This is a genomic window from Streptomyces sp. 3N207, assembly GCF_052246355.1.
Taxonomy (GTDB): Bacteria; Actinomycetota; Actinomycetes; order Streptomycetales; family Streptomycetaceae; genus Streptomyces.
On the sequence record NZ_JBQQBV010000003.1, the window covers coordinates 479,544 to 505,405 of the forward strand.

Below are 25,862 nucleotides of genomic sequence, written 5' to 3' on the forward strand. Positions count from 1 at the left end.
GAAGCAGGACCGTCAGAGGCGGGACCGGCCCGACCGGGACCGGGGCGCGAACCGGTCCGCGGTACTGTCCGCGGTGCGAACGGGCGGCTGGAGCTGGACCCCGACCGGGTAGGGCGGGACCTGGTCTGCCTCGTTCTCACGGTCGTGGAGCTGCTGCGCCAGCTCATGGAACGCCAGGCCCTGCACCGCTGCGACCAGGGTGATGTGACCGACGACCAGATCGAGCGGATCGGTACGACGCTGATGCTGCTGGACGAACGCATGGACGAGCTGTGCGCACAGCACGGGCTCACGCGGGACGAGCTGAACCTCGACCTCGGCCCGCTGGGGACGCTGCTTGAGCGCTGAGGTTGTCAACTCGCGCTCTTTTGACCGAAGTCGAGCCGAACGCGGTCCGGAAAGAGGATGATGGGAGACCCCGGTGGCTCGTCCGCCGGGGCACACCTCGGGGGCTTGGACGGCGAGCCCCCGCCGGTGTGGGGCCCGCCGCCGCGCCTATCGGCGGCGGGCCCGAACGGCCCGGGGCGGCCCTGCAACCCCCTCAACGCCCCGGGCCGTGTCGTGCGCCCGGCTCCGTCCACCGGTTCCGCCCCCGGACTCACGGCGGCGGGTCCGTGCGCCGCTCGAAAGGCGGGTCCGCCAGCCGCGCCTCGACCACATCGCGGGCCACATGGTGCAGCGGGCGCTGCCGGGAGCGGGCGTAGGCCCGCAGCGCACGGAAGGCATCGTCGACGGAGCCGCGCCGGCGCTCCGCGAGCACGCCCTTGGCCTGCTCGATCACCACCCTGCTGCCGAGGGCTTCTTGCAGTTCGTCCCCGCGGCGCAGTGCGGTCTGATGCGCCAGGCCCAGTGCGCACGCCCGGGCCAGCGCGGTCAGCGCTCCGGTGGCGGCGGGGCCGAGCGGACCGTCGTCGAGCAGATGGACGACGAGCACGCCCGCGCCCGGTACGTCCTTCGGCCGCGGGCCGCCCGGCAACGGAACGGTGTGCACGGCACGTACGCCCGCCTCCAGCGCCGCCGGGACGTACCGGGGCCAGCGGCGCAGGGCGGCGTCGTCCAGGGGCAGGCCGGGGAGAGCCAGCCCTGTGCGGAGGGTGTCCGTTGCGGGGCCCTCACACTGCTCGTGCTCCACCAGCCGTAGCCGCGCGGCACGTGGGCCGCTCTCACCGTACGGCGCCGGGTCAGCGCCCATGGGGGCACCCAGGTGTGCGGCTGCCTCGCAGCGCAGGCCCTCGCGGGCGAGGCGGCGGCAGGCGTGCACCGCCAGCGCGGTCAGCTTCGGATGGCTGCCGTCCGCTGTGCCGGTACCCGGCGCGGAGTCGTCGGCCGCGGCTCCGCCTGCCAGGTCCAACAGCGCCTCGACCAGCTCCCGTTCGCGTACGTCCGCGTCGGCGAACGGCCCGGGTACGGCCGCCGCACGGGAGCTGGGCACAGACATCTTCACTCCGGGACTCCGGTCTGTTCTGCTCCGTCGCTTCCGCCGAATCCGTCAAGTCGGGGCCGTCCCGTACGGTTCGGGACGAGAAGGGCACACGACAGGGCAGGGGTCAGAACAGCGCGCGTCTCGTCCACGGCGCAAGCGGCGCTCTGCCCCCGTGTCGTTTTCCGGCTGTCGCCTTCGCGATGTGGGCTGCGCCCGGCCGTCGCGCGGGCCTAGCATCGCCGGTTGAGAAGGAAAGCGTCGGCGGCCCGCGGCCCGAGCGAGGAGGTACGGGGCCATGGACGACCCTGTGCGCCGTATCCGGATGAGGACCTCCGATCCGCAGGAGGCGGAGGACTTCCTGCGGCGGACCTACGCCGACCACACCCCGCAACTCTTCGGCGACCGCGAGCGGTTCAGGTTCGACGCCGCGCTCACCCAGGCGGGATCGATCGGTGTGGAGCGCTTCGCGCACTCGATGCGGGTGCGGGCGGAGGCCGAACCGCACCACTGCGTCTACGTGGTACAGGTGCTCGGCGGCACGCTGGAGGTCACCGCCGGACGCAACGAGCTCCGCTCCGGCCCCGGCGACCTGCACCTGTGCGATCCGTACGCGCCGACGCTGGTGAGGTGGGAGAACCTGCGGCTGGGTGTCGTGCGTATCGGGCTGCGCGAGGTGGAGCAGGTCGCGGCGGACCTGGCGGGAACGGAGACGGCGACGGCGCGGCTCTCCTTCGCACGCCCCCTCTCTCCGGAGCGGGCGCGCTACTGGCAGGCCGTCGTCCGGCACGTCAGCCACGATGTGCTGGGCAACCCGCAGGCCGCGGCAAGCCCGCTGATCCTGGACGAGGCGGCGCGGCTGCTGGCCACCGCCGCGCTGGCGACCTTCCCCCACGACTCCGCGGAGCGGTCCCGGCTGCCGTCCCCCGGCTGGCTGGCGCCCGCGGCGCTGCGCCGGGCCATGGCGTACATCGATGCCAACGCGGCACGCCCCCTCTCCCTGCGCGACATTGCGCAGGCGGCCCGTACCAGTCCGCGCGCCCTCCAGCACGCCTTTGCGCGGTACTGCGAGACCACGCCGACCGCATATCTGCGCCGGGTCCGGCTGGAGGGGGCGCACCGTGATCTGCAGGCCGCCGACCCTTCGGAGGTGACGGTCGCCGCGGTGGCCGCGCGCTGGGGCTTCGCCAAGGCGGGGCGTTTCGCGGGGCAGTACCGCGAGCGGTACGGGGTGTCTCCCAGCCACACGCTCCGCACCTGACCGGATCCGCGGCGGCCGTCCGGGACCGGCCGGCTCAGCCCGCCGCGTGGCGCAGCCGCCACAGCCGCGTCGTCTCGGCCGCTCTCGCCGCGTGCAAGGGGGCTTCCGGGTCGCCGGCCCTGCCGTGCCGGGGACGGGCATCGAGATGACCGGCGACCTGAAGACCGGCGCCCTCGATCCACTCCAGCAACTGTTCGCGGGGCCGCAGCCCCAGGTGCTCGGCGAGGTCGGAGAGGATCAGCCAGCCCTCGCCGCCGGGCGCCAGCCGTCCGGCCAGTGAGCCGAGGAAGCCCCGCAGCATCCGGCTGTCGGGGTCGTAGACAGCCTGCTCCAGTACGGAGGTCGGTTTGGCGGGCAGCCACGGCGGGTTGCAGACGGCGAGGTCGGCCTGCCCTGCGGACTCGGGCGGGAACAGGTCGCACCGTATGACCTCGACCGTCCCCGCCACGCCGAGCCGCGTCACGTTCTCCCGCGCACAGGCCAGCGCCCGCTCCCCCACATCGGTGGCGATCACCCTGCCCACCCCGCGCCGGGCCAGCACGGCGGCGAGGACGCCCGTACCGGTGCCGACGTCGAACGCCACGAGCTCCCCGGCCTCCTGGCGGGGCAGCGGGGCCTGCGCCACCAGGTCGACGTATTCGCCGCGCACCGGTGAGAAGACCCCGTGATACGGGTGGATGGTCTCGCCGCCCAGCGCCTCGACGGCCACGCCCTTGCGCCACCACTCGTACGCGCCGAGCACGCCCTGCAACTCGCGCAGCGAGACCAGCGCCAGCTCGCCGACAGCGCCGCCCGCGGGGCCGTACGCCGCCACGCAGGCCGGGCCCACGTCGGGCGCACGGCGCAGCGGCACGGCATACGAACCGTCGGGCGCCGTCTCCAGCTGCACCAGCAGCATGCCGAGCACCCGGGCGCGGCGGGAGCGTGCCTGCCGGTAGAGGTGGAAGCTCTCGCGGGGTGTCGCGCCCTGCTTGGGCGGCTTGCGGTCCACCCGGCGGCCGAGCGCCGCCAACAGTTGCCGGGCACCGTGGTAGTCGCCGCGCCACAGCAGCGCGGTGCCCTCGCAGACGAGCTTGTAGGCGATGTCGGCCGCCATCCGGTCGTCGGCGACGGCGATCCGCCGCGGCGGTCGCGCCCCGCTCTCGGACCGCCAGGCGGCAGTACGCTCCCGGCCACCCTCTTCCCAGCTGACGGTCCCGGCCTCGTCCTCAGGCTGTGCGCTCACCGGACAACGGTAACCGCGCGCACCGACACCGCTGACCGCGCTTCCCGCGCGAGCTGCGTACAGCCGGTGCGTTCAACCCCTAGCCGCGCGAGGTGCGTACGGCACCCATGCTGGCCGCCACCACGAGGGCGATGGCCAGCAGCTGCGCCGGGCCCAGGTTCTGGTGCAGCACCACGAAGCCCGCCGTCGTCGCGGCGACCGGCATCAGGCTCATCAGCACGGCGAAGGTCGCGGCCGGCATCCTGCGCAGCGCGAGCATCTCCAGGGTGTAGGGCAGCCCCGAGGAGAGCACGGCCACCGCGGCGCCGAGCCCCAGCGTGACGGGGTCCAGCAGCGCCGTACCGGCGCTGACCACCCCGAGCGGCGCACTCACCAGCGCCCCGATGCCCATGGCCAGCGCCAGCCCGTCGACCTTGGGAAAGCGCGCACCGGCGCGGGCGTTGAAGAGGATGTACGCCACCCACATCGCCCCCGCCGCCAGCGCGAAGGCCACCCCGGCGACATTGAGCCGCCCGAAGTCGCCGACTGCCAGCAGATAGACGCCGGCTCCCGCCAGCGCCGCCCAGACCAGGCTGATGACCCGCCGCGAGGCGATGACGGACAGCGTGAGCGGGCCGAGGAGTTCGAGGGTGACGGCCGCGCCGAGCGGGATCCGGTCGATGGCCTGGTAGAAGAGGCTGTTCATGGTGCCGAGGGCGACCCCGAGCCCGACAACCGCCAGCCAGTCCGCACGTGTGTACCCCCGCAGCCTCGGCCGGAAAAGGGCCAGCAGCAGCACCGCGGAGAAAATCAGCCGCAGCGCCACCACACCCAGCGCCCCGGCACGCGGGAAGAGCAGCGCCGCGACGGCGGACCCGAACTGGAGCGAGAAGGCGCTGCCGAGCACCAGTCCGACGGCCCCCGGCCCGGCCCGCGGACCGCCCACCCCGGACGTTCCCGGCGCCGTACCGGTGGCGCCTCCTGAGGAGGGAGCGGCGAGGTCGGCGGCGGGTGCGGCAGAGCGGTCGGCGGCGGTCATGCACGACACGCTAAGCGCCCTCGGGCGATCGCGTGAAATGCTCCGGCCTGCCTTTTCGGTATCGCCGTGAACGGTGGGGAACCAGCTGATCACGGCATACGTTGAGCCCAGTACCGGAGCCGACCCGGCCGGTACAGCCGCACACGACGGAGGCAGGACCATGGCAGGCTTTCTCGACCGCGCCAAGGAGCAGGCTCAGCGGGGCATCGCGCAGGGCAAGGGCAAGATGGAGGAGGTCCAGGCCCAGCGCGCGGGCAACGACCTGCTGCGCCGCCTCGGCGCCGCCTACTACGCGGAGCAGAACGGCACCGGCTCGGCCCAGGAGGTCCAGCGCGCCCTGGCCGCCGTCCAGGAGCACGTGGCCCAGAACGGTGACAGCTTCCTCAGGAGCTGACCTCGGACGCCGGCAGAGCCTGGGGGCACCTCCCGGCTTGAGGCTGGGGGACGAAGAAGCGACAACCGCAACACCATCGTCCGGCCTATCCGAAGCGGACGCGATACAGCATCAGCAGCGCCGCGGCCATGTTCGCCGCGGGCACCTCGCCCGCGGCGATGAGGTCGGGCACTTCCTTGAGCGGGACCCACTCCCGCTTCTCGGACTCGAAGTCGTCCTCGGGCGGGCCGACGTACTCGGCACTCGGTGACCAGTAGATGTGGTGCCGTGCGTCGGTCAGCCCGTTGGACGGCTCGACCGTCATCAGGTGGCGGAGCGGTCCGGGACGCCAGCCCGTCTCCTCCACCATCTCCCGTGCCGCGGCCTCGACGAGGTCCTCGCCCTCCTCGACGACGCCCGCCGCCAGTTCCCACCCCCAGCTGTCCGTGATGAAGCGGTGCCGCCACAGCAGCAGCACTTCGTTGCGCTCGTTGACCGCGGTCGCCATGGCGACGGGCCGCAGCCGGATCAGATAGTGATCCAGATGCCGCCCGTCCGGCAGTTCCACGTCCGCCAGATTCACCCGAAGCCACTGGTTCTCGTACACAGTGTGTTCACCCAGGTTCTTCCATCGCACGTATGTGCCCCCTTCCCGACGGAGGTTGGGCACATCCCAGCATGTCGTGCGCTCCCACTGACAGAGGCGCTCCACGCGCCCCGGCTCAGAACGGCACGCTCAGCGAGTCCTCGATGAGCTTCGCCGCCTCGACCGCCGAAGTCCCGGGGTGCTGCTCCAGCTGCTTCCTGACCCTGCGCATGCGCCCGCGCAGCCGCTGTGACTCGATGCCCTGCGCGGTGTCCACCATCTCCGCCGCGCTGGCCGCCGCGCGCTCCGGTTCCCCGGCGTGCAGCGCCACGTCGGTGAGGGTGGCGAGCCGGTTGACGCGGCCACGGACGTGCGCGGGCGCACGCGCCGCCTCCTGCGCGTACCGGGCAGCCGCGGACAGCTCTCCCAGGAGGATCAGCGCCTCGGCCAACCGCACCTCGACCAGGCCGGGTTGGACGTAGCTGGTCTCCTCGGGCTCTTCCTCGGGACGGATGCGCTCGGAGTACTCCTCGGCCCGGCGCATGCAGTCGTGCGCATTGTGCCGGTCGCCCAGCCGTGCGTACGCGCTGGCCTGCATCGCGTACACATCCGTGGCGAGCGCGGGGCTGATGTGCGGCCCGGTGGTGCGCAGCACGGCCTGGGCGCAGGCGAGCGCATGGCGGGTGTCGCCGAGAAACAGCGCCTGGTTGACGAGAAGGGCGACCACATAGCCGCCGAAGAACAGATCACCGGACGCCTTGCCCAGCCGGAGTGCCTGATGGAAGTAGCGCTGGGCCAGCCCTTGCGCGTCGGCGTCGTAGGCGCAGATACCGCTGATGGCCGCCAGCGTGCCTGCGGCGCGGCACAGTTCGCGGCCGGTGGTGTCGTTGTAGCTGCCGCGCAGCAGCGGGGCGACCTCGCCGTTGAGGAAGCCGACGACGCGGGCCCGGGTGGCGACCCCGCCGGCGTTGCGGTAGAGGTGCTCGTAGTGGCCCCGCGCGGCGTGCAGCACGCTTACATCGGCGCCGGTGACCTCGGGTCCGCCCGCGTGCGAGACGTCCCGGTCCTCGGGAGGGTTCTCCCACTCCCATACGGGGGCGACTGCCGCGGCGCCGGTCAGCAGGGAGGGGCCGGGCCAGTCGCTGTGCACCTGATCGGAGCGCCACAGCGAGGCGGCGCGCTCCACGAACCGGTCGAGTCCCGCCTCTTCGGGGCCGGGCGGGGGGCCGGGGAGCCGTGCTGCCGCCGTGACATCCATCCCGATGTCACTGAGGGTAAGGGTCCTGCCAAGCTGGCGGCCGAGGATCTCGCAGATCAACTCGGGGACCCTGCCGCGCGGACGCTGCCCCTTGAGCCAGCGCGCCACGGCCGTGTGGTCGTAACGCAGGGTTACCCCTGCTTGGTTGCCTAATCGATTGACTCTCGCCGCAAGACCAGCCCGCGACATTCCTGACTGGTCAAGGAGCGCGTCCAGTTGACTGTTGGGCTCCATGCCGCCCTCCGTCGGGTCCAACGTGTTGTTTCGCAGAGTAACGGACCTGCGTTCACACGGGGTGTGAAAGCACCACGCAGTCGTGCGCCCGGCACATGCTCCCGAAGCCGCGAGCGATGCGCTTACCTGAAACCGTCCGCGTGCATGACAGCACATTCAGCACACGGAGAGCTACGGAAAGACATCACCCGATTCCGGAAGTGAGGCAGAACCGTGAACGACCCCATCAAATTCCACCCCGGGAACGACTATGTGTCCCGCTGACCCCGTACGTGCCACGGCGTACCCGAGCTCCCGGTCCCGCAGCCGCACCCCCAACCGTGCGCTGCGCGCCCTGCTGGAGGAGACCGAGTGGACGCAGGCGGCGTTCGCGCGCGCACTGGCTCGTCTCGGCGCCGAGGTCGGCATCCACCTTCGGTACGACAGAACTTCAGTCGCCCACTGGCTGCGCGGCAGCCGCCCCGACCCCCGGGTCCAGCACCTCATGGCGGAGGCGCTCTCCCGCCGCCTCGGCCGCCGGGTCACGGTGGCGGACCTGGGCATGCACGGCGCACGGGGCGGACACGCGGGCGCGGCAGCGCGCTCGCGCGGCTGGGGGTCCCCCCGGACGGAATCCGGGGGAGGTGACGGGGACGACGACGCCTCCGATCCAGGAGACGGACCGCAACCCGCCGCGGAGCCCGGGCACTTCGCGTACGGAGAACCTGCACCGGCGACCGCCGGCACCGTGGAGGCGCACGCCCCGGCCGACGCCGGGACGGGAACAGCGGTGCGTGCGCACCCGGTTGACGTACGGCTCTTCGGGCTGGGCAGGCCGTCCCGCCCCGCCGACCAGCTCACCGCCCTCACCGCCCCGGTGGTCCCGCCACCGCGCGCCGACGCCCCTCCCCCGGCGCCGTACACCCTGAGGCTGCTCGCCGAGACGGTACGGCGATCCGGGGCCGGCCACCGGGACGGCGCGGCCGATGCGGCCTCCGCAGCGCCCGCCGGCGCCCACCCCGCCGCGGAGCCGGGTGCCCCCACTCCGGCTCCGCTGCCCGGCGCGCGCAACACCTGCACGGCGCGCGGCTCCCGCCCCACCAGCAGTCCGGGTCCCGGTGAGGTGGCCTCGGTCCACGAGCACGCCCGGTTCTTCGCGCTCCAGGCGGACCGGCACGGCGGCGGTCACATCCGCACCTCGCTCGCCGCCTACCTCTCCGGGCTCGTCCGCACCCTGCGCAGCGGGGAGGAGGGCGTGCACCAGCGTGGAATGCAGGCGGGCGCCGCACGGCTCAGCTATCTGCTGGCCCGGGTCTACGCCGACGAACAGCGGCACGGCCTCGCCCAGCGTGCCTTCCTCACCGCCGCCGAACTCGCCGAGGAGGCGGCGGACCCGGAGGGGGTGGCACTGGCCCGCCGCGCGCTCAGCTCGCAGGCACACCAACTGGGCCACCCCCGCGCGAGCCTGGCCCTCGCCGAGGCGGCCCTGGCGGCGGCGCCCGCGGACACCGACCCCTCGGCCCGCGCCTTCCTGTACGCGGGGCTGGCCGTCGCCGACGCGGCATGCGGCGAGCGGGACCGGGCGCTGGACGCGCTGGGCCGCGCCGAGCGCCAGCTGGCCCGCGCGCCGGCCGATCTGACGACGGGCCCGGAGAGCCCGAGCGGCGAGCCGGTCGGCACGTATCAGAGCGCGGCGCTGCTCTACCAGTCCAGCCAGGTACGGGTGGCGCTGGGCGACCGCGAGGGCGCCATCCGCGATCTGCGGGCCTCGCTGTCCTCGCGCCCCACCGCCGAGCGCCGCACGCGTGCCCTGTGCCAGGCGGAGCTGGCCGAACTGCTGCTCTCCCGTGGGCGGCTGGAGGAGGCGTGCGCCACCTGGAGCGGCTTCCTGGAGGTGTCGGCGCAGGTCCGCTCGGGCCGGGTGCTGGCGGCCCGCTCCCGGATACCGGGGCTGTTGCGCCCGTACGCGCGCGACCGCCGGGTGCGTTCGCTCCTCGTACGGGCGAGCCCACCGGCAGGTGTGGGGCAGGTCGGCTAGAAGGAGCCCGATAACGGGTATGTAGCTGGGGCACGTTCCGGCAGCAGCACAGCGGCATCGGCGACCGGACACACCCAGCAGACGGGGGCGAGCATGGCCACACCCATCACCGCGACCGCTTTCGTCCAGGCCCTCAAGAAAGAGGGCGTACAGGTCGAGGAGGTCCGCGACTGGCGCAACCACAACCGCAACCAGCAGGGGCCGTGGGGCCCGGTGCACGGCATCATGATCCACCACACCGTCACCAGCGGCTCGGCCGAGACGGTCGACCTGATCTACGACGGCCATCCGGAGCTGCCGGGTCCCCTCTCGCACGGCTGCATCACCAAGGACGGCACGGTGCACCTGACGGGGCACGGCCGGGCCAACCACGCGGGCTCGGGCGATGACGACGTGCTGCGCGCCGTCATCGCCGAGCGCGCCACCCCGCGGCCGAACCAGCAGAACACCGACGGGAACAGATACTTCTACGGCTTCGAGTGCGAGAACCTCGGGGACGGCAAGGACCCGTGGCCCGACGAGCAGCTGGACGCGATCGAGCGGGCCGCCGCCGCGCTGTGCCGGCACCACGGGTGGGGCGCCCGCTCGGTCATCGGCCATCTGGAGTGGACGGACCAGAAAAGCGACCCGCGCGGCTTCACCATGGACGACATGCGCGAGCGGATCGCCGAGCGACTGAAATGAGGGACCGGGCGGCACCCCCTGCCCCTGCACCACAATGGGAGGGTGCCGCTCCAGCTCGACTCGCTCGCCCCGCTCGCCCCACGGCTGCCGTCCCCGCTCCAGGAGGTCGAGGACGAGCGGTTCACGCGCCGGGGGCTGCGGCTCCTCCTGAAGCGCGACGACCTCATACACCCCGCACTCCCCGGTAACAAGTGGCGGAAACTCGCCCCTAACCTGCGGTCCGTGGCCGAGACCGGTCACCGTCGGCTGCTGACCTTCGGGGGCGCCTACTCCAACCATCTCCGGGCCACCGCGGCGGCGGGCCGGCTGCTCGGGCTGCACACGGTCGGGGTGGTCCGCGGCGACGAGCTCGCCGGCCGGCCGCTGAATCCGTCCCTGGCGCGCTGCGCCCAGGACGGCATGCTGCTGCACTTCGTCTCGCGGGCCGAATACCGCCGCCGGGCCGATCCGGACTTCCACGACGAGCTGCGCGCCCGCTTCGGCGCATGCGCCGTTGTCCCCGAGGGCGGCAGTAACACGGCAGCCGTACGCGGGTGCGCCCTGCTGGGCGGAGAACTGCGCGGGCGTACCGATGTGGCAGCCGTCGCATGTGGCACCGGCGGCACCCTCGCCGGGATGGCGGCGGGTCTTTCCGCAGGTCAGCGCGCTCTTGGCGTGCCGGTGCTGAAGGGCGGGTTCCTCGCCGGTGAGGTGGCACGGCTCCAGCGGGAGTCCTTCGGCGGGCCGCGCGGCGACTGGTGGCTGGAGGGACGTTTCCACGGCGGCGGCTACGCGAAGGTGAGCCCTCGGCTCTCCGACTTCGCGGCCGACTTCGCCGGGCACCACGGGCTGCCCGCGCTGGACGAGATCTATGTCGCCAAGCTGCTGTTCGCCCTCACGAATCTGGCGGCGGAGGGCGCCTTCCCCCGGGGCAGCACCGTGACGGCGGTCGTGACGGGGCAGTCGTTCCCCGCAAAGCCATAACCCTGAGTCACAAATTTCGTCACTCTCCGCACCCGCCGCCGCACCGCATTCCCCTTCATTTTTACGCTGAGTAGTCACCCCTCGCACCCCTCAGGCAACTCGGGTCCACCCCGGGGTCGCCCACAGGGGCAGGTTTCGGCCCTTGTCGGAGGGTGTGCCTCGAGGGGCTATGAACGCATCAGGTGACGGGTATTGACATGACAGGCCCTTCCAGCGACACCCCGGCCCCCGACGACCGGACACACAGGGTGGCCGCCGGAGTCCGGGGAACGATCCCTGGAAGCGGCCCAGGGTGGCCCCGTAAAACCAACGCAGCGTAATCGCGGAGGATTTGGGGCCTCCACCCCCTAGCCACAGACAGTACCCATATGTTTACTATGGGTGACGCTCGCGAATGAGGCGGCAGTGATCGATGCGTGCGGCATCGTGACACGGATCGCGATAGCGTCACTGACGAAAGCGAACCAACAGCCGCTTCGGCCCGCGAGGCCCAACCGGCTCGTGTCACCTTGGAGGTGAGGGTGTCCCAGATCGCAGGCGAGCCCGCGTCGCAGGACTTCGTCGAGGTCCGGCTGCCGGCGGCGGGTGCCTATCTGTCGGTGCTGCGGACGGCCACCGCCGGGCTCGCGGCCCGCTTGGACTTCACCCTCGACGAGATCGAGGATCTGCGGATCGCCGTGGACGAGGCGTGCGCGATCCTGCTCCAGCAGGCCGTCCCCGGCTCCGTACTCAGTTGTGTCTTCCAACTCGTCGGCGACTCGCTGCACGTCACCGTCTCGGCGCCGACGACCGATGGCCGTGCTCCCGAGCGCGACACCTTCGCGTGGACGGTGCTCTCGGCCCTGGCCGGTGAGGTGGGTTCAGCAGTGTCGGATGACCGTACGGTCAGCATCAGCCTGCACAAGAAGCGCGGTGCGGGGCCCGGAGCGTCGTGACCGAGCACGAGGCAAGTCAGATGTGGTCAGGCCGCCCGGGGGCGGTCTCCCGGGGCATTCCTGAGCAACAGCCCCGGCCGCACCCGGCCGACCCCAGCATGCAGCGACCCAAGCAGGCAGAGCGGGCGGACGCTATGGACCAGCAGCAGCACGAGCGGCGTGAGCGGGCCGCAGGCGGCGACTCCCGCCGATTCGATCCGCAGGAGCGCGGCGGTGCGCGTGCGCTCTTCGTCGAACTGCGCAAGCTGCCCGACGGCCCCGAGCGCGCCGAGCTGCGCAACCATCTGGTGCGTATGCATCTGCCCCTGGTCGAGCATCTGGCCCGCCGCTTCCGCAACCGCGGCGAGCCGCTGGACGACCTGACGCAGGTCGCGACGATCGGTCTGATCAAGTCGGTCGACCGTTTCGACCCCGAGCGCGGCGTCGAGTTCTCGACGTACGCGACACCCACGGTTGTCGGCGAGATCAAGCGCCACTTCCGCGACAAGGGCTGGGCCGTGCGCGTGCCCCGCCGTCTCCAGGAGCTGAGGCTCTCCCTCACCTCCGCGACCGCCGAGCTCTCCCAGCAGCACGGCCGGGCGCCGACCGTGCACGAGCTCGCCCAGCGGCTGTCGATCTCCGAGGAAGAGGTCCTGGAGGGCCTGGAATCGGCGAACGCCTACAGCACCCTGTCGCTGGACGTGCCCGACACCGACGACGAGTCCCCGGCCGTCGCCGACACCCTCGGCGCCGAGGACGACGCCCTGGAGGGCGTCGAATACCGGGAATCCCTCAAGCCGCTGCTGGAGGAGCTGCCGCCGCGGGAGAAGAAGATCCTGCTGCTGCGGTTCTTCGGCAACATGACCCAGTCACAGATCGCCCAGGAGGTCGGCATCTCCCAGATGCACGTCTCCAGGCTCCTCGCCAGGACCCTGGCCCAGCTACGGGACCGGCTGCTGGTCGAGGAGTGATCCTCCCGCCGGAGCGGTCTTCGGAGTGATCTTCCCCCTGCCCCCTGCCCCCTGCGGGGCAGGGGGCTCTCTCATTCCGGGCTTATTCCGGGCTCATCGCGGGCCGATGCCGAGGGCTTCGGTGGCCGTGGGGTTCACCAGGCACCCCAGGGCAGCGACGGCGGCCAGCGCCAGCGCGACGGCGGCGGCCAGCAACGCGCCCCCGTTCTGCGCCATCTGCCAAGCCACCGGCAGCGCGATCAGCTGGACGATCATCGAGGGCCCCCGGCTCCAGCGACGCCGCAGCCACAGTCCACGCGCCGCGGCGAGCGGCAGCACGGACAGCGCGAGAACGGTCACCGCGAGGGTGGCGGCCTGCATCATGTCGTCCGGCCGGCCGGTGACCAGCATCACGAGCGAGACGATCCCGAACGCGGCGACGACCAGCCCTTCGACACCGGTCACCACGGCGGCGGCCACGATTCTGCGCGGCCCGTGCACCTTCGGCTGCGTCTCCATCGAATCTTCCGTATCCGTCTCGGTCCCGCTCTCGTTCACGCCCGCAGCCTAGCCCTCCGGCCCCCGGCGGGGCTGGGCCGTGTACCACGCGGTAGGTACGCTCACTCCATGCGCGCACTACTCGTGGTCAACCCGGCAGCCACCACCACCAGCGCACGGACCCGTGATGTGCTGGCGCATGCGCTCGCCAGCGACCTCAAGCTGGAGGTCGCGACCACCCGGTACCGGGGCCACGCCCGCGACCTCGCCCGGCAGGCGGCGCAGGGCGGCGCCGCCGAGCTGGTCATCGCGCTCGGCGGGGACGGCACGGTCAACGAGGTGGTCAACGGCCTGCTGCACGACGGCCCCGACCCGGAGCAGCTGCCGCGGCTGGCCGTGGTGCCGGGCGGCTCCACCAATGTCTTCGCGCGCGCGCTGGGGATGCCCAACGACGTCGTGGAGGCGACCGGACATCTGCTGGACGCGCTGGAGGCGCGCTCGGAGAGAACCATCGGGCTGGGCATCGCCGGCGGCGTACCGGGGACCGACGACGCCGAGATCCCCGAGCGCTGGTTCACCTTCACGGCGGGTCTGGGGTTCGACGCCGGGGTGATCGGCAGGGTCGAACAGCAGCGGGAGCGCGGCAAGCGCTCCACACATCCGCTCTATGTGCGCCAGGTCGTACGGCAGTTCCTGAACGAGCCGCACCGCCGTAAGGGGACGATCACGCTGGAGCGGGAGGGCGCCGAGCCCGCGACGGAGCTGGCGCTCTCGATCGTGTGCAACACGGCACCGTGGTCGTACCTGGGGAACAAGCCGCTCTACGCGGCGCCGGAGGCGTCCTTCGACACCGGTCTCGACGTGCTGGGCCTGCGCAGACTGACGCCGCTGGCGGTGAGCCGTTACGGCACTCAGCTGCTGACCTCCAGCCCGGACCGGGGCCCCCGCGGCAAGCACGCAGTGACGCTGCACGACCTCACCCGGTTCACCTTGCATTCGCAGGTACCGCTGCCGTTTCAGATGGACGGTGACCATCTGGGACTGCGTACGAGCGTGAGCTTCACAGGCGTACGGCGTGCACTGCGTGTGATTGTGTAAGTGGAAGGGGCGAAAGTCCTTCCACTCGAACGTTTAGGCCAGGATCCACCCCCTCGAATGAGGGCTGTGAGCTAGTCGACACCAAGGATTCAAAAAAAAGTTTCCGGAAGGGGTTGTATCCGCCGCCGAGGTTTGCGAGTCTCTTCATGGCGATCGGGACGGCCCCGTCATCAGGGCCCCCTTGAGAGCCGGAATCCCTTCCTTTGACTCCAGTGGGACCCGCATCACATCTGTGAGGCCCCACTTCCCCCGTCGAGGGATTCGTGAAAGCGTTCACATTCACAAGCACCACACACGAGGAGAGGTAGCAGCCATGGACTGGCGTCACCACGCCGTTTGCCGCGAGGAAGACCCCGAGCTGTTCTTCCCCATCGGCAACACCGGTCCTGCGCTGCTGCAGATCGAGGAAGCCAAGGCCGTCTGCCGCCGCTGCCCCGTCATGGAGCAGTGCCTGCAGTGGGCTCTGGAGTCAGGTCAGGACTCCGGTGTCTGGGGTGGTCTCAGCGAGGACGAGCGCCGCGCGATGAAGCGCCGTGCCGCCCGCAACCGGGCGCGGAACAACGCCGCGACCGCCTGACGCCCAGCCCTGCACCAGCTGCACCCCGAGACGCAGCGCGCAGTGCACTCGGAGCGCCTAGCAGCACGCAGAGCGCCCGCACAACTTAAACGCAGAGCTTGAAAGTGCCGAGCCCCCGTCCTGGCCCAAGGACCGGGGGCTCGGCGCTTTTTGCTGCGCAGATTGCCGAGTCAACGTTTCTCCGTCGCCACCGGGAGGTCGAAGAGGACTCGGGTGCCGCCTGTGGGGCCGGGGAGCATGTCGAAGGTGCCGCCCAACTCGCCTTCCACCAGGGTGCGGACGATCTGGAGGCCCAGGTTGCCGCCGTTCTTGGCGTCGAAGCCGGCCGGCAGCCCGCGGCCGTTGTCCTGGACCGTGACCAGCAGCCGTGCCTCGTCATGGCCCGCGGCCGCCCCGCGGACGGCGTGCACCTCGACGGAGCCCTGCTGTTCGGGGCCGAAACCGTGCTCGATGGCGTTCTGGAGGACTTCGGTGAGCACCATGGACAGCGGTGTGGCGACCTCGGCACCGAGGATGCCGAAGCGCCCCGTACGGCGTCCGGCGATCCGGCCGGGGGAGATCTCGGCCACCATCGCGAGCACCCGGTCGGCGATCTCGTCGAACTCCACGCGCTCGTCCAGGTTCTGGGAGAGCGTCTCGTGCACGATGGCGATGGAACCGACCCGGCGCACCGCCTCGTTGAGCGCCTCCTTGCCGCGGTCGGAGTCCATCCTGCGGGCCTGGAGGCGCAGCAGCGCGGCCACCGTCTGGAGGTTGTTCTTCACCCGGTGGTGGATTTCCCGGATGGTGGCGTCCTTGGTGATCAACTCGCGCTCGCGGCGGCGCACTTCTGTGATGTCACGCAGCAGGATGAGCGAACCGATGCGGGTGCCCTTGGGTTTGAGCGGGATGGCACGCAACTGCACGATGCAGTCGTTGGCCTCCACCTCCGCACCGCGCGGAGCCCAGCCGCTGGCGAGCTTGACCATCGCCTCGTCGACCGGGCCGCGGGAGGGGGCCAGTTCGGCGGTGGCCTCCCCCAGGTGCAGGCCGACCAGGTCGGTGGCCAGGCCCAGCCGGTGGTAGGCGGACAGCGCGTTCGGGCTGGCGTACTGCACATGCCCGTCGGCGTCCAGCCGGATCAGTCCGTCGCCGACCCGCGGCACATGGTCCATGTCCACCTCGTGCCCAGGGAAGGGGAAGCCGCCCGCCGCGATCATCTGGGCGAGGTCGGAGGCGCTCTGGAGATAGGTCAGCTCCAGCCTGCTGGGGGTGCGGACGGTCAGCAGGTTGGTGTTGCGTGCGATGACGCCCAGCACCCGGCCCTCGCGCCGGACGGGGATGGATTCGACCCGTACCGGCACCTCCTCGCGCCACTCCGGGTCGCCCTCCCGGACGATCCTGCCCTCGTCCAGCGCGGCATCCAGCAGCGGCCGGCGGCCCCGGGGCACCAGATGGCCGACCATGTCGTCCTGGTGCGAGGTCGGGCCGGTGTTCGGGCGCATCTGGGCGACCGAGACATAGCGGGTGCCGTCCAGCGTGGGCACCCACAGCACGAGATCGGCGAAGGAGAGGTCGGCGAGCAGCTGCCACTCGGACACCAGCAGGTGCAGCCACTCCAGCTCCACGTCGGAGAGAGCAGTGTGCTGGCGTACGAGGTCGTTCATGGAGGGCACGGGGCCGAGGGTACGACAGGCCGGGGGGCGGGCGGACGCCGGTCGGGGCGCGGTGGAGAATCGATGACCAGAACCGCGCGATCCGTAGACAGACGGCCGTGGTCTAGTCCAGAATCCTCCCGAAAGAACTTCTGCCCTCCCCGCACAGGAGGGCAGATCGAGGCCCGCGGCGCTCTCTGCCCTGACAGCGTCCGGGTCTTGTAGCTCCGGGCTGCGGTGCCGGGCGGGTTGAGGGTCCCGCGCCGGCGCCGCGGCCCGAAGTGCGTTCCGGGCCTTTCGCGGCCCCGGACGCGGCTGTCAGGCGTGCTGGATGGCCTCGTCCGCGCTCACCGGGAAGCACGTCGTACGGTCGCCCAGCAGCAGGGCGCGGTAGGTGGCCGTGGCGGCCTCCTCCAGGTTCATCGCCCGCCGGAAGGCCATCCCCACGTCCTCCCCCAGGGCCGAGCAGCCGTGGTGGGCCAGCAGCACGCAGTTGTGCTCCTTGGCCTGCTCGGCGGCGGTGTCGGCCAGCTCGTCCGACCCGTTCGGGTAGAAGTCGGTACGGCCGATGGACCGTACGTACACCGCGTGGTCCAGCGTCAGCAGCCGGATCGGGTGGCCGAGCGCGTCGACCAGCACGGCGTGCTGCGGGTGCATGTGGACGATCGCATTGGCGTCGCCCCGAACCCGGTAGGTGCGCTGGTGCAGCTTCCACTCGCTGGAGGGCTTCTGGTTGCCGCCGACGACCTGGCCCGCCAGGTTCATGACGGAGAAGTCCTCGGGCGTCAGCCGGTCCAGCCAGGTCCCCTGGCCCGTGACGACGTACTCCTCGGAGCCCGGCAGCCGGGCGGACAGATTGCCGCCGCTGGCCAGCACGAAGCCCCGCCGCACGGCGGTCGCCCCGACATCGATGAGCTGCTCTATCAGGCCGTCGACGGTGGACGCCTGCTTCATGGCCGGCTGTGTCATCCGCCGTCCCTCCCTCAGCGGGTCTTGGTGACCTTGGCCAGCGAACGCGGCGCGTCCGGGTCCTGGCCGCGCGCCATGGTGACCTCGTAGGCGAGCATCTGCAGCGGCAGGATCTGCACGATGGGCTGCAGCTCCTCCGGCAGCCCCTCGGTGGGCAGCGCGAACCCGGCCGAGGCCCGGTCCACCTCCTCCTGGCGGCCGATGACCACCAGGTCGGCGCCCCGGTCCCGGAGCCGCTCCAGCACGGGCCCGAGCGCCTCGCCGCCCTTGCCGTCGGCGACGACGGCGATCACCGGCGAGATGTTGTCCACCATGGCCAGCGGTCCGTGCAGCAGGTCGGCACCGGAGTAGGAGAGTGCGGGGATGTAGCTGGTCTCCATCAGCTTCAGCGCGGCTTCCTTCGCCGTCGGGTAGCTGTAGCCGCGGGCGGTGAGCACCATGCGCTCTGCGAACCGGTAGCGCGCCGCCAGCGCCTTGACCTCGCTCTTTCGGGCCAGCACCGCCTCGGCGAGCTCGGGCAGCGCCTTGGCGGCCTCGGCCCTGCTGCCGCCGCGCAGACCGTCCACGAACAGATACAGCGCCAGCAGCTCGGCGGTGTAGGTCTTGGTGGCGGGCAGCGCCTTTTCCGGGCCCGCCAGTACGTCGATGTGGAACTCGCTGACCTGCGCGAGCGGCGAGTCGGCGTTGTTGGTGACCGCGAGGGTGAGCGCGCCGGCCTCGCGGGCCGCCTCGGTGGAGGCCACCAGGTCCGGGCTGCCGCCGGACTGGCTGATGGTGATGACCAGGCAGTCGTTGAGGTCCGGCTGCGCGCCGTACGCGGTCGTCGTCGACATGGAGGTAAGCCCGCACGGCTTGCCCAGCTGGATCTCCAGCAGGTACTTCGCGTACAGCGCGGCGTTGTCGGAGGTGCCACGCGCCGTCAGCAGTACGAAGCGGGGGTTCTTCGCGGCGATCCGTTCGGCCACCTCGCGGATGGCCGGGGCGCCCTCGTCCAGGATGCGGCGCAGCACGGTCGGCTGCTCGGCCATCTCGCCGGCCATCACGGTGCCCGGCTCGGACGGGGCGTTCGAGGACATGCGGGTCCCTCCGGGGGTGCGTCAAGTGGATGTGAGTCGCGGTCCGATCCTACGGCGTGGCCGAAACGGTGTGGTTTGCCCTGCCCGCTCTCACCCGCGGGCGATCACCTCGGCGGCGGCCCTTCCGCACACGCGGGCCGCGCCTCGGGTGGCGACGTGCAGGGCGCCCTGCGGAGGGGCCTGGGGGACCCCCATCTCGACGACCACCGTCTCCGGCCGGGCGGCGACGAGTTGCTCCACCGCGTCGGCCATCCACGGGTGCCGGTGCAGATCGCGGACGACCACGACGACGGGCCGCTCCCCCGCATCGGCGAGCACCGCTGCGCCCACCTTCCCGTCCGTGCTTGCGTACGTACCGGTCCTGGTGCCCGGAACCATGCGTTCCAGTTCGGCCGCGGGCCCCCAGGGTGTCTCATCGCCGACGGCGATGTTGGCGACGGTGGTGAGCGCCGCGACGAACAGCGGCCCGGCGGGGCGGCGGTAGTTCTCCAGCCCGGTCACGACCAGCGCGCGCCGCGCCGCCTCCAGTCCGATGCCCGCACCGGTGGCGGCCGGATCCGCGCGGAGAGCGGGGTCGGCCAGTCCCCCCGTGTCCGACCGCCGCGCCCCCTGCGCCCACGCGGCGAGACCGCGTACCCGTGCTGCGGCGTCAGCGAGCCGCTCCACAGGCAGCTCGCCGTCGCGTACGGCCCTCACCAGCGCGTCGCGCAGCCGCAGCACGGTGTCTTCGCCGGACAGTCCGCCGCCCACGCAGATCGCGTCTGCCCCGGCGGCGAGCGCGAGGACGCTGCCGCGTTCGAGGCCGTAGGTGGCGGAGATGGCCCGCATCTCCATGCCGTCGGTGACGATGAGCCCCTGGTGGCCCAGGCCGCCCTCGCTGCGCGGGGCCCGGAGCAGGCCGGTCAGTGCCGCCGGGCTGAGGGTGCCGGGGCGGGCGTCGTCGAGGGCCGGCAGCAGGATGTGGGCGCTCATCACGCACTTGCTGCCCGCGTCGACGGCCGCGGCGAAGGGTACGAGCTCGCGGGCCCTGAGCGTTTCCAGGTCGGCGTCGATGCGGGGCATGGCGTGGTGCGAGTCGACAGCGGTGTCGCCGTGCCCCGGGAAGTGCTTGACGCAGGCGGCGACGCCCGCAGCCTGGAGGCCCTCGACGTAGGCGACGGTGTGCCGGGCGACCAGCTTGGGGTCGCCGCCGAAGGACCGTACGCCGATGACGGGGTTGTCGGGGTTGGAGTTCACGTCGGCGGAGGGCGCCCAGTTGAGGTTCACTCCGGCCGCGGCGAGCCTGCTGCCGAGTTCGTGCGCCACGGCCCGGGTGAGGTCGGGGTCGTCGATATGGCCGAGGGCGAGGTTGCCGGGGTAGGAGGAGCCGGTCCTGGCCTCCAGCCGGGTGACGTCGCCGCCCTCCTCGTCGATGGCGACCAGCAGCTCCGGGCGTACGTCGCGCAGCTGCTCGGTGAGCAGGGCGAGTTGCTCGGGAGAGTCGATGTTGCGCCCGAACAGACCGACCGACGCGAGCCCTTCGTCCAGCCGGCGCAGCAGCCAGGTGGGTGCCGAGGTCCCGGTGAAGCCGGGCTGGAGGACGGCGAGGGCGTCGCGGGTGAGGGTGTCGGACGCTCGTACGGAAGTGGTCATGCGGAGCGGTGTCCCTTCACTTCACTGGTGAGCCATGGGGTTGCGGCGGCGGTGCTGCACGGCTTTCCCTTCGGTCCTGTCGGCCATCGGCTACCCCTTCACCGCGCCGGAGGTGAGGCCGGCGACTGCTCTGCGCTGGAGGTAGAGGAAGAGCAGCAGGATCGGGACGGCGAACAGGGAGGCTGCCGCCATCGTGGCACCCCAGTCGTCGCCGAAGGCGGTCTGGAACTGCGACAGCCACAGCGGCAGCGTCTGGGCCTCGGCGTCCTTGTTGAGGATGAGGACCATGGGGAACTCGTTCCACGCCGTGATGAAGCCGAACAGCGAGGTGGCCATCAGACCGGGGGCCAGCAGCGGGAAGATGACCCGGCGGAACGCCTGGAGCCGGGTGCAGCCGTCCACCATGGCCGACTCCTCCAGGTCCTTGGGCACGGCCGCGACGTACCCGCGCAGCGTGATGACGGTCAGCGGCAGCACCATAACGGTGTAGAAGAGCGTCAGCGGCACCAGGCTGTTCAGCATCTCGGCGTCCCGCACGATCATGTAGATCGCGATGACCATGACCTCCCAGGGCGCCATCTGGGCGATCATGAAGGTGAGGACGATCCCCTTGCGCCCCTTGAACCGCATCCGGGCCAGGGCGAACGAGGCGAAGAGCGCCACCAGGAGCGAGATTCCGACGGCCAGCACCGTGACGGTGACGGAGTTGCGCACCAGCGTCCAGAAGTGCTCGGCGTCGACCGCCGTCCTGAAGTGTTCGAGGGTCGGCGAGGTGGGAAACCAGACCGGGTCCTCGCTGATGATCTGCCCGTTCGGCTTGAACGCCGTGTTGAACATCCAGTACACGGGAAAGGCGAACGCCACGAACAGCATCACCGCGGTGACGTTCGGCCATACCCGGCCCAGCAGTGACCGTTGCATCAGACCCTCTTCCCCTTGTTGTCGGTCTCGTCGGCGTCCTCCTGCCGCAGCACCAGGCGCAGGTAGTACGACATCAGGGCCAGCAGGATCAGGATGGTGAGGACGGAGATCGCCGCGCCGGTGCCGTAGTGCTGGTTGCCGACGCCCTCCACGAAGGCGTAGACGGGCAGCGTCTCGGTCAGCCGGTCGGGGCCGCCCTCGTTGATGGCGAAGACGTGCGGGAACGCCTTGAAGATCCAGATGACTTCGAGGAACGTCGCGACCAGCAGGAACGGTCTGAGGAACGGGAAGGTGACGCTCTTGAAGCTCTGCCACGCCCCCGCGCCGTCCAGCGCCGCCGCCTCGTACAGCTCGTTGGCGATCGTGGTCGTCGCGGCGTAGAGGTTGATCGCGACGAACGGGACGGAGGTCCACACGATCAGCAGCGAGATGACGAAGAAGGTGGACAGCTGGCTTCCCGTCCAGTTGTAGTCCGCCATCGAGTCGAAGCCGAGCTTGGCCAGCACCCAGTTGACGACGCCGAACCGCTGGGCGAACAGCCACTGGTAGACGGTGGTCGCGGCGATGATCGGCATCGCCCAGGCGAGCACCAGCCCGACCGACAACAGCAGCCGCATCCTGGGCCCGAGCCGCGCCAGCAGCAGTCCGACGAGGGTGCCGACGACGACGATGACGACGACGTTGACCGCCGTGAAGATCACCGACCGCAGGGTGACCCGCCAGAACGTCTCGCTGCCCAGCGTGTCGGTGTAGTTGGTGCCCCCGTTCCACTCGGTGAGGTGCTGGATCAGCTGCGTCATATTGAGGTTCTGGAACGACAACATGCCGTTGGTGACCAGCGGATAACCGAGGAAGACGGCGGTCAGCGCGAGGGCGGGCAACAGCAGGAGATAGGGCAGCGTGCCCTTCCTGGCAACCCGCGCCTCACGCGGCGGCGGCCCGGGGGTCCCCACCGCCTTGACCGGCACCTTGCCCCGCGGTGGCGCCTCTTGGGTTCTCACAGACATCCGAACTCCAACCCGGCTGTGGGGCCGCAGCAGCCGCCCCCACAACCGCCCTTGCAAGAGGGTCACTGCTTCTGCGACAGCCTCTTGTTCATCTCGCCCTCGACGCCCCGCGCAGCGGCGCCGTGCGACTTTCCGTTCAGCACCGACGTCATATATGTCTTGATCGGGTTGGGCGGGTTCTCCACGGCCCCCCACTCGGGGATGAGCGGCGTGAGCCCGCCGCCCTCGACAGCCGGCGCAGCCGCCTCCGCGGCGGGGTTACCCTTCAGATTGCTCTGCAGGGCCGACTTGTTCGGGATGACCCCGCTCTCCTTGGCGAGCGCGCCCTCGTACTTGTCGGACAGCGCGATCTTCAGGAACTCCTTGGCAAGTTCCTGCTTCTCGCTGCCCGCGGCGATCGCGAGGTTGGAGCCGCCGAGGAAGACCCCCTCGGGCTTGCCGGCGGTCTCACCCGGAATGGTGAAGTAGCCGATGTCCTTCTCGAGCTTCTTGTTGGCTTCGATCGCGGTCGCCGCCTCCCAGCTCAGCCCGATGAACGCGCCGGTCCTGCCCTTGGCGAAGACCTCGGCCTGCTGCGGGGTGGCCTCGTCCTTGTTCTTGGGTGCCTTGGAGTAGGAGGCGTACTTCTTGTAGATCTCCATGGCCTTGCCGACCTTGGGGTCGGAGAGGTTGGAGACCCACTTGCCGCCCTTCCTCTTCACCAGGTCGGCGTCCTGGCCGATGAGCAGGCCGTCCAGGAAGTACCAGTTCTGGCCGGGCATGTAGAGCGGCTCGGCGCCGGTCTTCTTGTCGATCTTCTGGAGCGCGTCGAAGAATTCCTCGCGAGTCTTGGGCGTGCCCTTGATGCCCGCTTCGGCCCAGATCTCCTTGTTGTAGATCACCGTGCGGTTGACGGCGAACCACGGCGCTGCGTACTGCTTGCCGTCGTAGACCGCGGACTTGTTGAGGGAGGGCGTCCAGTCCTTGCCCAGCCCCTTCTTCAGGTCGCTGAGATCGGCCAGACCGCCGGTGCGGGCGTAGGCGGGGGTCTGGGTGTTGCCGACCTCGATCACGTCCGGCGGGTCGGACTCCGAGAGGGCTGTGGTGATCTTCTGCTGGATGCCGTTCCACTGCTGGACTTCGAGCTTGAGCTTGGCCCCGGTCTTCTTCTCGAAGGCCGCCTTGACGTCCTTGGTCCACTGCTTGGGCGTGGAGCCGTCCATCGCCCAGAGGGTCAGGGTCTGGCCCTTGAAGCTGTCGGGCCCGCTCTTGTCGTCGCCGTCGGAGCCACAGGCCGCGACGTTCACCGCCAGCACCGCGACACCCGCCGCGGCTATGAGCCCTCTTTGTCTGCGTACCACAGCATTCTCCCCTGCACACTGGAACGCTCCGCCCAGCAAACCCGGGGTGGATTCCCGGAGTTTCCCGACGTTTCCCGGAGTTGGTTTAGACCAATAAGAACCATGCGCAGCTTGGCCTAGACCTTTAGGGGTGTCAACGGTGTATAAAGCTCGCTGTCGGTTCCGTTATCGGAACGACATCTGAGCTGGGACGCCCGCCCACGCCGGGGCCGTGCCACGATGTGAGCCGCTAGATACACGGAGGAAGCCGGTGACGGCAGCACGACATGGGTTGGGAAGGCGGGCCATGAGCACGGACGGGGGCGGCGCGGTCGCGCCGGCCGCGGCGGACACCGAAACCGCCGGCGGCAACGGATCGGCAGCCCGCACCGCGCGCGTGCCCAAGTACTACCGGCTGAAGCGGCACTTGCTGGAGATGACCGAGACCCTGCCGCCCGGCACCCCCGTACCGCCCGAGCGGACGCTGGCCAGCGAGTTCGACACCTCGCGCACCACCGTGCGGCAGGCGCTCCAGGAGCTCGTCGTCGAGGGACGGCTGGAGCGCATCCAGGGCAAGGGCACCTTCGTCGCCAAGCCCAAGGTCTCCCAGGCGCTGCAACTGACCTCCTACACGGAGGACATGCGGGCACAGGGCCTCGAACCCACCTCCCAGCTGCTGGACATCGGCTACGTCACCTCCGACGACCGGCTCGCCGCACTGCTGGACATCCCCACCGGCGGACGCGTCCTCCGCATCGAACGGCTGCGGCTGGCCAGCGGTGAGCCGATGGCCATCGAGACCACCCACCTGTCCCAGAAACGGTTCCCCGCGCTACGCCGCAGCCTGGTCAAATACGCCTCCCTCTACACCGCGCTCGCCGAGGTGTACGACATCCATCTCGCCGAGGCCGAAGAGACGATCGAGACCTCGCTGGCCACCCCGCGCGAGGCCGGGCTGCTCGGCACCGATGTCGGACTGCCGATGCTGATGCTCTCCCGGCACTCCCGCGACACCGCCGGGGAGCCGGTGGAGTGGGTGCGCTCGGTCTACCGCGGCGACCGCTACAAATTCGTGGCCACCCTCCAGCGCCCGGCGGACTGACAGCGCCTGCTGCTACCCCGGAGGGTGCCCGCCGTGGCAGCCGGCCGGGGGTGGAGCCGCAGATCACGGTTTGCCCACACCCGGCTCTCGGATCGTGCTCATCGCTCCTCAGGTATGGCGCTGATCAGGCGGTTGTTCTACCGTCGGCCTGCCGTCGTGGTATTGCCCGCCGCCCCGAACGGTCGGCGGGTGAGGTCGAGGAGGAACGCGTGCGCAGCACTGCACAGCCGGCAAGAAAGCTCAGCCCACGGTCCATAGCCGTCTGGACCGCCGTCGCGCTGATCGGCGCCGCGGGCTGGACCATGCTGGCGCTCGCCCGCGGCGAGGAGATCTCGGCGGCCTGGATGGTGGCGGCCGCCCTCGGCTCGTACGCCATCGGTTACCGCTTCTACTCGCGCTTCATCGCCACGCGGGTGCTCCGCGTCGACAAGACGCGGGCCACACCTGCCGAGCGGCTCAACAACGGCATCGACTTCCACCCCACCGACCGGCGCGTGCTGCTCGGCCACCACTTCGCCGCCATCGCGGGTGCCGGACCGCTGGTCGGCCCGGTGCTGGCGGCCCAGATGGGGTATCTGCCGGGCACCATCTGGATCATCGTCGGCGTGATCTTCGCGGGCGCCGTGCAGGACATGGTGACGCTGTTCTTCTCCATGCGGCGGGACGGCAAATCGCTGGGGCAGATGGCGCGTGAGGAGATCGGCCCGATCGGCGGCGCCGCCGCGCTGCTCGCGGTACTCGCCATCATGATCATCCTGCTCGCCGTGCTGGCGCTCGTCGTCGTCAACGCACTGGCCGAGTCGCCCTGGGGCACCTTCTCGATCGGCATGACCATCCCGATCGCCCTGTTCATGGGCTTCTACCTGCGGGTGCTGCGGCCCGGGCGGGTCACCGAGGTCTCCCTCATCGGCATCGCGCTGCTGCTGCTCGCGCTGGTCTCCGGGCGGTGGGTCGCGGAGTCGTCCTGGGCCGACACCTTCACCCTGGAGCCCAGCACGCTGGTCATCTGGATCCTGGTCTACAGCTTCGTGGCCTCCATCCTCCCGGTGTGGATGCTGCTGGCGCCCCGCGACTACCTGTCGACGTTCATGAAGATCGGCACCATCGGGCTGCTGGCCGTCGGTGT

The 25,862-nt window shown here is 70.9% G+C and carries 25 protein-coding genes; 12 read left to right on the plus strand and 13 right to left on the minus strand.

Translation table 11 applies throughout. The features are described from left to right. Positions 1-87 precede the first annotated feature (87 nt). Positions 88-348: a gas vesicle protein K gene (locus ACTWP9_RS07690; protein ID WP_443245267.1), complete on the plus strand. Its 261-nt coding sequence runs from the start codon at positions 88-90 to the stop codon at positions 346-348. 250 nt (positions 349-598) lie between these two features. On the opposite strand, the gene ACTWP9_RS07695 is transcribed toward ACTWP9_RS07690, so the two are convergent. After that, positions 599-1,438 (minus strand): ANTAR domain-containing protein, encoded by an 840-nt coding sequence (locus ACTWP9_RS07695; RefSeq protein WP_443245223.1) that lies wholly within the window; start codon positions 1,436-1,438, stop codon positions 599-601. Between the two features lie 280 nt (positions 1,439-1,718). Here ACTWP9_RS07695 and ACTWP9_RS07700 point away from each other — a divergent pair, with 280 nt between their 5' ends. Next, complete coding sequence (locus ACTWP9_RS07700; RefSeq protein WP_443245224.1) at positions 1,719-2,681, plus strand: AraC family transcriptional regulator; 963 nt, start codon at positions 1,719-1,721, stop codon at positions 2,679-2,681. Between the two features lie 34 nt (positions 2,682-2,715). On the opposite strand, the gene ACTWP9_RS07705 is transcribed toward ACTWP9_RS07700, so the two are convergent. Then, a complete protein-coding gene (locus ACTWP9_RS07705) occupies positions 2,716-3,906 on the minus strand; it encodes a methyltransferase (RefSeq protein ID WP_443245225.1) in 1,191 nt (396 codons plus the stop codon). A 79-nt stretch (positions 3,907-3,985) separates the two neighbouring features. Further along, positions 3,986-4,924, minus strand: a complete 939-nt coding sequence (locus ACTWP9_RS07710) for an EamA family transporter (RefSeq protein ID WP_443245226.1) — start codon at positions 4,922-4,924, stop codon at positions 3,986-3,988. A gap of 160 nt (positions 4,925-5,084) precedes the next feature. Here ACTWP9_RS07710 and ACTWP9_RS07715 point away from each other — a divergent pair, with 160 nt between their 5' ends. Next, positions 5,085-5,318, plus strand: coding sequence for a hypothetical protein (locus ACTWP9_RS07715; protein WP_443245227.1), 234 nt, complete (start codon positions 5,085-5,087; stop codon positions 5,316-5,318). An 85-nt stretch (positions 5,319-5,403) separates the two neighbouring features. On the opposite strand, the gene ACTWP9_RS07720 is transcribed toward ACTWP9_RS07715, so the two are convergent. Beyond that, positions 5,404-5,934, minus strand: coding sequence for an NUDIX hydrolase (locus ACTWP9_RS07720; protein ID WP_443245228.1), 531 nt, complete (start codon positions 5,932-5,934; stop codon positions 5,404-5,406). Positions 5,935-6,019: 85 nt separating this feature from the next. Then, entirely contained in the window at positions 6,020-7,375 is a 1,356-nt protein-coding gene (locus ACTWP9_RS07725) for a transcriptional regulator (RefSeq protein WP_443245229.1), read from the minus strand. A gap of 250 nt (positions 7,376-7,625) precedes the next feature. Here ACTWP9_RS07725 and ACTWP9_RS07730 point away from each other — a divergent pair, with 250 nt between their 5' ends. From ACTWP9_RS07730 to ACTWP9_RS07750, 5 genes are all read left to right on the plus strand, one after another. Beyond that, positions 7,626-9,392: a hypothetical protein gene (locus ACTWP9_RS07730; protein WP_443245230.1), complete on the plus strand. Its 1,767-nt coding sequence runs from the start codon at positions 7,626-7,628 to the stop codon at positions 9,390-9,392. A gap of 93 nt (positions 9,393-9,485) precedes the next feature. Continuing rightward, a complete protein-coding gene (locus ACTWP9_RS07735) occupies positions 9,486-10,076 on the plus strand; it encodes an N-acetylmuramoyl-L-alanine amidase (protein WP_443245231.1) in 591 nt (196 codons plus the stop codon). Positions 10,077-10,118: 42 nt separating this feature from the next. Continuing rightward, positions 10,119-11,039 carry a 1-aminocyclopropane-1-carboxylate deaminase/D-cysteine desulfhydrase gene (locus ACTWP9_RS07740; RefSeq protein WP_443245232.1) on the plus strand — a complete coding sequence of 307 codons (921 nt, stop codon included), beginning with the start codon at positions 10,119-10,121 and terminating at the stop codon, positions 11,037-11,039. 521 nt (positions 11,040-11,560) lie between these two features. Beyond that, a complete protein-coding gene (locus ACTWP9_RS07745) occupies positions 11,561-11,974 on the plus strand; it encodes an anti-sigma regulatory factor (protein ID WP_019354516.1) in 414 nt (137 codons plus the stop codon). 20 nt (positions 11,975-11,994) lie between these two features. After that, positions 11,995-12,924, plus strand: coding sequence for an RNA polymerase sigma factor SigF (locus ACTWP9_RS07750; RefSeq protein ID WP_443245268.1), 930 nt, complete (start codon positions 11,995-11,997; stop codon positions 12,922-12,924). A gap of 93 nt (positions 12,925-13,017) precedes the next feature. Here ACTWP9_RS07750 and ACTWP9_RS07755 read toward each other — a convergent pair whose 3' ends face one another. Then, positions 13,018-13,422, minus strand: coding sequence for a hypothetical protein (locus ACTWP9_RS07755; protein WP_443245269.1), 405 nt, complete (start codon positions 13,420-13,422; stop codon positions 13,018-13,020). Between the two features lie 108 nt (positions 13,423-13,530). On the opposite strand from ACTWP9_RS07755, the gene ACTWP9_RS07760 reads away from it, so the two are divergent. Both ACTWP9_RS07760 and ACTWP9_RS07765 read left to right on the plus strand, forming a co-directional pair. Continuing rightward, positions 13,531-14,499 carry a diacylglycerol/lipid kinase family protein gene (locus ACTWP9_RS07760; protein WP_443245233.1) on the plus strand — a complete coding sequence of 323 codons (969 nt, stop codon included), beginning with the start codon at positions 13,531-13,533 and terminating at the stop codon, positions 14,497-14,499. Between the two features lie 313 nt (positions 14,500-14,812). After that, positions 14,813-15,076: a WhiB family transcriptional regulator gene (locus ACTWP9_RS07765; protein ID WP_016469673.1), complete on the plus strand. Its 264-nt coding sequence runs from the start codon at positions 14,813-14,815 to the stop codon at positions 15,074-15,076. Positions 15,077-15,246: 170 nt separating this feature from the next. On the opposite strand, the gene ACTWP9_RS07770 is transcribed toward ACTWP9_RS07765, so the two are convergent. From ACTWP9_RS07770 to ACTWP9_RS07800, 7 genes are all read right to left on the minus strand, one after another. Further along, positions 15,247-16,722, minus strand: a complete 1,476-nt coding sequence (locus ACTWP9_RS07770) for a histidine kinase N-terminal domain-containing protein (protein ID WP_443245270.1) — start codon at positions 16,720-16,722, stop codon at positions 15,247-15,249. A gap of 306 nt (positions 16,723-17,028) precedes the next feature. Further along, positions 17,029-17,679: a class II aldolase/adducin family protein gene (locus tag ACTWP9_RS07775; RefSeq protein WP_443245234.1), complete on the minus strand. Its 651-nt coding sequence runs from the start codon at positions 17,677-17,679 to the stop codon at positions 17,029-17,031. 14 nt (positions 17,680-17,693) lie between these two features. Then, positions 17,694-18,755, minus strand: coding sequence for an SIS domain-containing protein (locus tag ACTWP9_RS07780; protein ID WP_443245235.1), 1,062 nt, complete (start codon positions 18,753-18,755; stop codon positions 17,694-17,696). 90 nt (positions 18,756-18,845) lie between these two features. Continuing rightward, positions 18,846-20,387: a glycoside hydrolase family 3 protein gene (locus tag ACTWP9_RS07785; RefSeq protein WP_443245236.1), complete on the minus strand. Its 1,542-nt coding sequence runs from the start codon at positions 20,385-20,387 to the stop codon at positions 18,846-18,848. A gap of 90 nt (positions 20,388-20,477) precedes the next feature. Next, on the minus strand, positions 20,478-21,308 hold the full coding sequence (locus ACTWP9_RS07790; protein ID WP_443245237.1) for a carbohydrate ABC transporter permease: 831 nt from the start codon (positions 21,306-21,308) through the stop codon (positions 20,478-20,480). Further along, entirely contained in the window at positions 21,308-22,315 is a 1,008-nt protein-coding gene (locus ACTWP9_RS07795; protein ID WP_443245238.1) for a carbohydrate ABC transporter permease, read from the minus strand. Before ACTWP9_RS07795 ends, ACTWP9_RS07790 begins: the two co-directional genes overlap by 1 nt. A gap of 62 nt (positions 22,316-22,377) precedes the next feature. After that, entirely contained in the window at positions 22,378-23,655 is a 1,278-nt protein-coding gene (locus ACTWP9_RS07800; RefSeq protein ID WP_443245239.1) for an extracellular solute-binding protein, read from the minus strand. A gap of 286 nt (positions 23,656-23,941) precedes the next feature. Between ACTWP9_RS07800 and ACTWP9_RS07805 the strand changes: the two genes are divergently transcribed. Both ACTWP9_RS07805 and ACTWP9_RS07810 read left to right on the plus strand, forming a co-directional pair. Next, on the plus strand, positions 23,942-24,736 hold the full coding sequence (locus tag ACTWP9_RS07805) for a GntR family transcriptional regulator (RefSeq protein WP_443245240.1): 795 nt from the start codon (positions 23,942-23,944) through the stop codon (positions 24,734-24,736). Positions 24,737-24,945: 209 nt separating this feature from the next. Beyond that, positions 24,946-25,862: carbon starvation CstA family protein (locus ACTWP9_RS07810; protein WP_443245241.1), on the plus strand; the 917-nt coding region annotated here is incomplete at its 3' end.

Bases quoted from the DNA above. Each gene is read 5' to 3' on its own strand.
- ACTWP9_RS07765 (WP_016469673.1), top strand. From the start codon at position 14,813: ATGGACTGGCGTCACCACGCCGTTTGCCGCGAGGAAGACCCCGAGCTG.
- ACTWP9_RS07750 (WP_443245268.1), top strand. From the start codon at position 11,995: ATGTGGTCAGGCCGCCCGGGGGCGGTCTCCCGGGGCATTCCTGAGCAA.
- ACTWP9_RS07760 (WP_443245233.1), top strand. From the start codon at position 13,531: ATGCGCGCACTACTCGTGGTCAACCCGGCAGCCACCACCACCAGCGCA.
- ACTWP9_RS07785 (WP_443245236.1), bottom strand. From the start codon at position 20,387: ATGACCACTTCCGTACGAGCGTCCGACACCCTCACCCGCGACGCCCTC.
- ACTWP9_RS07735 (WP_443245231.1), top strand. From the start codon at position 9,486: ATGGCCACACCCATCACCGCGACCGCTTTCGTCCAGGCCCTCAAGAAA.
- ACTWP9_RS07780 (WP_443245235.1), bottom strand. From the start codon at position 18,755: ATGTCCTCGAACGCCCCGTCCGAGCCGGGCACCGTGATGGCCGGCGAG.
- ACTWP9_RS07775 (WP_443245234.1), bottom strand. From the start codon at position 17,679: ATGACACAGCCGGCCATGAAGCAGGCGTCCACCGTCGACGGCCTGATA.
- ACTWP9_RS07755 (WP_443245269.1), bottom strand. From the start codon at position 13,422: ATGGAGACGCAGCCGAAGGTGCACGGGCCGCGCAGAATCGTGGCCGCC.
- ACTWP9_RS07795 (WP_443245238.1), bottom strand. From the start codon at position 22,315: ATGTCTGTGAGAACCCAAGAGGCGCCACCGCGGGGCAAGGTGCCGGTC.
- ACTWP9_RS07695 (WP_443245223.1), bottom strand. From the start codon at position 1,438: ATGTCTGTGCCCAGCTCCCGTGCGGCGGCCGTACCCGGGCCGTTCGCC.
- ACTWP9_RS07730 (WP_443245230.1), top strand. From the start codon at position 7,626: ATGTGTCCCGCTGACCCCGTACGTGCCACGGCGTACCCGAGCTCCCGG.
- ACTWP9_RS07715 (WP_443245227.1), top strand. From the start codon at position 5,085: ATGGCAGGCTTTCTCGACCGCGCCAAGGAGCAGGCTCAGCGGGGCATC.
- ACTWP9_RS07770 (WP_443245270.1), bottom strand. From the start codon at position 16,722: ATGAACGACCTCGTACGCCAGCACACTGCTCTCTCCGACGTGGAGCTG.
- ACTWP9_RS07700 (WP_443245224.1), top strand. From the start codon at position 1,719: ATGGACGACCCTGTGCGCCGTATCCGGATGAGGACCTCCGATCCGCAG.
- ACTWP9_RS07725 (WP_443245229.1), bottom strand. From the start codon at position 7,375: ATGGAGCCCAACAGTCAACTGGACGCGCTCCTTGACCAGTCAGGAATG.
- ACTWP9_RS07805 (WP_443245240.1), top strand. From the start codon at position 23,942: ATGAGCACGGACGGGGGCGGCGCGGTCGCGCCGGCCGCGGCGGACACC.
- ACTWP9_RS07710 (WP_443245226.1), bottom strand. From the start codon at position 4,924: ATGACCGCCGCCGACCGCTCTGCCGCACCCGCCGCCGACCTCGCCGCT.
- ACTWP9_RS07790 (WP_443245237.1), bottom strand. From the start codon at position 21,308: ATGCAACGGTCACTGCTGGGCCGGGTATGGCCGAACGTCACCGCGGTG.